This is a genomic window from Rubellimicrobium mesophilum DSM 19309, assembly GCF_000600335.2.
Lineage (GTDB): Bacteria > Pseudomonadota > Alphaproteobacteria > Rhodobacterales > Rhodobacteraceae > Rubellimicrobium > Rubellimicrobium mesophilum.
Genome location: NZ_KK088536.1, coordinates 1 through 3,685, shown reverse-complemented (window position 1 = coordinate 3,685; position 3,685 = coordinate 1). Strand labels below are relative to the sequence as shown.

At 68.8% G+C, this 3,685-nt stretch carries 5 protein-coding genes; all 5 read right to left on the bottom strand.

Annotation, left to right across the window (positions count from 1 at the left end; translation table 11 throughout):
• Positions 1–178: PfkB family carbohydrate kinase (locus RUMESO_RS24850; RefSeq protein ID WP_156362626.1), on the bottom strand; the 178-nt coding region annotated here is incomplete at its 3' end.
• A 107-nt stretch (positions 179–285) separates the two neighbouring features.
• Positions 286–1,227 carry a sugar phosphate isomerase/epimerase family protein gene (locus RUMESO_RS02215; RefSeq protein WP_037277768.1) on the bottom strand — a complete coding sequence of 314 codons (942 nt, stop codon included), beginning with the start codon at positions 1,225–1,227 and terminating at the stop codon, positions 286–288.
• 21 nt (positions 1,228–1,248) lie between these two features.
• Positions 1,249–2,421: a Gfo/Idh/MocA family protein gene (locus tag RUMESO_RS02210; RefSeq protein WP_037277765.1), complete on the bottom strand. Its 1,173-nt coding sequence runs from the start codon at positions 2,419–2,421 to the stop codon at positions 1,249–1,251.
• 35 nt (positions 2,422–2,456) lie between these two features.
• Positions 2,457–3,479, bottom strand: a complete 1,023-nt coding sequence (locus tag RUMESO_RS02205; RefSeq protein WP_037277764.1) for a Gfo/Idh/MocA family oxidoreductase — start codon at positions 3,477–3,479, stop codon at positions 2,457–2,459.
• Positions 3,476–3,685: TIM barrel protein (locus RUMESO_RS02200; protein ID WP_037277762.1), on the bottom strand; the 210-nt coding region annotated here is incomplete at its 5' end. The genes RUMESO_RS02205 and RUMESO_RS02200, both read right to left, overlap by 4 nt.

The window sequence follows — 3,685 nt, the reverse complement described above, 5'->3', positions numbered from 1 at the left end:
CCCGCGTGATGAGGGCCGAGCGGAGCCCCAGCCGCGCGGTGCCCGCCGCCATGTTGGTCGGGCTGCCGCCGATGTACTTCTGGAACGACCCCATGTCCTCCAGCCGCCCGCCCACCTGCGCGCCGTACAGGTCCACCGAGCTGCGGCCAATCGTGATCACGTCCAAAGACTTGGTCATGGTTCAGTTTCTCCCAGCCGGGCACATCGACGTCCCATCCCGGCAAGGGGGAGCCTTGCCGAGATGGGCAGAGCGCTAACGGGGCCGAACAGGACCCCGCACGCGCCTCAGCGGCTGATGGTGGCCTGAAGGGCGTCGATGGAAGAGCGGATGCCGGCTTCAGTGGACATCGTGAAGTCCTCCATCTCGAGGCTCACCCAGCCGCTGTAGCCGCACATGCGGACGACGGAGAAGAACTCCTTCCACCACTGCAGGTCGCGGCCGGCGCCCACGGCGACGTAGTTCCAGGCCCGGTTGGCGACGTCCGTCACCTCCTTGAGCTCCAGAAGCCCGTTCACGTCCGCGAGCCCTCGCTCGATGCGGGTGTCCTTGCCGTGGCAGTGGTGGATCGCTCCCTTGAGCGCGCGGGCCGAGGCGATCGGGTCCGCCCCCATCCACATCAGGTGCGAGGGGTCGAGGTTCATGCCGACCTTGGGCCCGACCGCGTCGCGCAGGCGGAACAGCGTCTCGGGGTTCCAGACCAGCATGGCGCTGAAGTTCTCGAGCGCATAGCGTTCGACGCCGACCTCATCCGCGAGCTTTACCAGACCCTCCCAGTAGGGGATGGCGCAGTCCTCCCACTGGTAGCGGTCGCGCTCGGGCATCTCGTCGGGCCAGCTCTTGGTGTAGACGAGCCAGTTCGGGACCGTGTCCCCCGGCGCGGCGGCCGGCAGGCCCGACATCGTGACGATGGTCTTGACGCCGATCTCGCCCGCGAGGCGGATGGTCTGCTCCATCTCCTTGCGGTGGCGCTCGCCCATCGGGCCGGGATCGAGCGGGTTCGCGGAGCAGTTGAGCGCCGCGATCTCAAGGCCGCGCGCCTCGATCTCCTTCAGCGCGGCCTTGAGCGCGCCCTTGTCGGCGAGGAGCCGGTCGGCGCGGAAGTGGGGGCCATTGGACCAGCCGCCGCCGGTCATCTCGATCCCCTCGACGCCCAGCTCGACGCATTTGTCGAGCATCTCGGTGAAGGAGAGATTTCCCATCACGTCGGTGCAGATGGAAAGCTTCATGTCAGTGTCCCTCGAAGGCGATCATTTGAAGTCGACCCAGGTCGCGCAGGCATCCGCCGAGCGGACGCAATTCTCGAGCCAGCGCACGCCTTCGGTGCCGGCCTCAATGCCCGGGTAGTGGTGGGTCGTCAGGAACGCCTCGTCGCCGCGCCGCTTCGCGTCGATCGCCTGGGCGATCCACAGGTAGATGTTGGCCCAGGAGTCGCCGAGGCCCTCGGTGTGCAGCGCGCCCATGCGGTCCGCCGCGAGGCTCTCCCCCTCCAGGTAGGGCATGCCGTGATGGAGGATGCGGTTCGGCTCGCCCTGGACGTCGTAGAGGAGCTGGTCGGGATGGCTGTCGGACCACTCGACCGAGGCCTTGGAGCCCACGAAGCGGTAGCGCTGCGAGCCCATGTTGCCGGCGTCGACCGAGGACACCCAGAGCCGGCCCCGCGCGCCGTTGTGGTAGTGCATGAGCACGGTGGCGTGGTCCTCGAGCGGCGCGCGCGAGGGGATGAAGGCCGTGCGGTCGCAGAGCAGCCGCTCGATCTTGAGGTGCGGCAGCACGATCTCGGAGAGGTAGTAGAGATGCGTGCCGATGTCGCCCAGGACGAAGGTCGGGCCGGCGGTGCGCGGGTTGGTGCGCCATTTCACGGCCTCGGGGGCGCCCACGTCGTCGCCCGCGTTGAAGCCGTGGGTGTAGCGCAGGTCGACGATGCGGATCTCGCCCAGCATCCCCTTGGCCACCATGGCCGCCATCTGGTGGACGAGCGGATGGCCGGTGAAGCCGTAGGTGACGCCGACGATCAGGCCCTTGGCCTTCGCCAGGGTGGCGATCTCGTCGCATTCCGCCACGGAGAAGAACAGCGGCTTCTCGCAGATCACGTGCAGCCCGGCCTCGAGGCAGGCCTTAGTGATCTCGTAATGGGTGAAGTTCGGGGTGGCGATCGACACCACCTCGACCCCGTCCTCGCGCGTGGCCTCCCTGGCGATCAGCTCCCTGTAGTCGGCGTAACAGCGGCCGGCGTCCACGCCGATGGCCACGCCGAAGTCGCGCCCACGCGCGGCGTCGAGGTCGAAGGCGCCGCAGACCAGCCGATAGGTGCCGTCGCGCTGCGCGCCGGTGCGGTGCTTGTAGCCCACCTGCCCGGTGCGGCCGCCGCCCACCATGCCCCAGCGCAGGGGCCGCGAGATGAGTCTTTCTCCGTTCAGCATCCTTGGTATTCCTCTCGAGTCGTCGCGGTCGGGCCTCAGGCGGCGACGGCGACCGGTGTTCCGTAGAGCGCGGGCTTGCCGCGCATCCTGATCGGCTCCAGGCGCCCGCTCTCGACCGCCCGGAGGGCGGCGTCGGCGATCAGCGTGGCGGCGTAGCCGTCCCATGTGCTCGGGCCCGTGGCCGTGCCCCGAGCGGCCGCGACGATCCATTCGCGGAACTCCTGGTCGTAGGCCTCGATGAAGCGCTCGCGCCAGTCCTCCGGGATGGCTTGGCGGATGCCGTGCCGGTCGCTGATGACGATGGCCGGACGGTTCGGCAGGGCCGCGACGCCCTCCTCGCAGCTCACCTCGCCCCGGATGTCGTAGCCGTAGCCGATGTTCACCGAGATCTCGACGTCCACCAGCGCGCCCGAGGCCATGTGCAGGAGCACCACGGTCGGGTCACGCAGGTCCTTCCCCCGCGAGGAGCGGCGCGGCACCCGCACCTCGACGCCTGTCACCTCGTCATCGAGGAGCCAGCGCGAGATGTCCGCGTCATGCACCAGCGTGTCGTTGAGCGGCATGTCGGAGGTGTAGAGCCCCTCCGGCACCGAAGCGTTGCGATGCACCGAGTGGTAGAGGAGCGGGGCGCCCAGCGTGCCGCCGTCGATGACCGCCTTGAGACGGCGATAGTCGGCATCGAAGCGGCGCATGAAGCCGACTTGGACGAGGCGCCGCCCAAAGGCGACTTCGGCCTCCATGACCCGCAACGCGGCGGCCTCGGTGGTCACCAAGGGCTTCTCGCAGAAGACCGGCTTGCCGGCGGCGATGCACTCCAGCAGCGCCTCCTCGTGGGCGGGACCCCAGGAGCAGATCACCATCGCCTGGACGCTCTCGGACCGGATCAGCGCCTGCAAGGTGTCGAACACCTCGGCGCCCTTGGGCGCGGCGGCCTTGGCGCGGTCCCGGTCGATGTCGCTGACCGCGACGACCTGGACACCGGAGAGAACCTGCGTGAGACGGCGGATGTGGTCCTGCCCGATCATCCCCGTCCCGATGACACCAACCCGAAGGGTCATTTGGCGCTCCAATACGTGTCGATGTACTTCTGCATCTCCTGGCGCATGAAGCGGCCCGAGGCGTCGGCGCGGTCCTCCCAGGCGAAGACGCAGGCGGTCATGATGCCGTCGAAGCCGATCTCGTGCAGCGTGCCGAAGAAGGCGTCCCAGGGCACCTCGCCCTGGCCGATGTCGAGGTGCTGGTGCACGCGGGCGCTCGTGCCGGG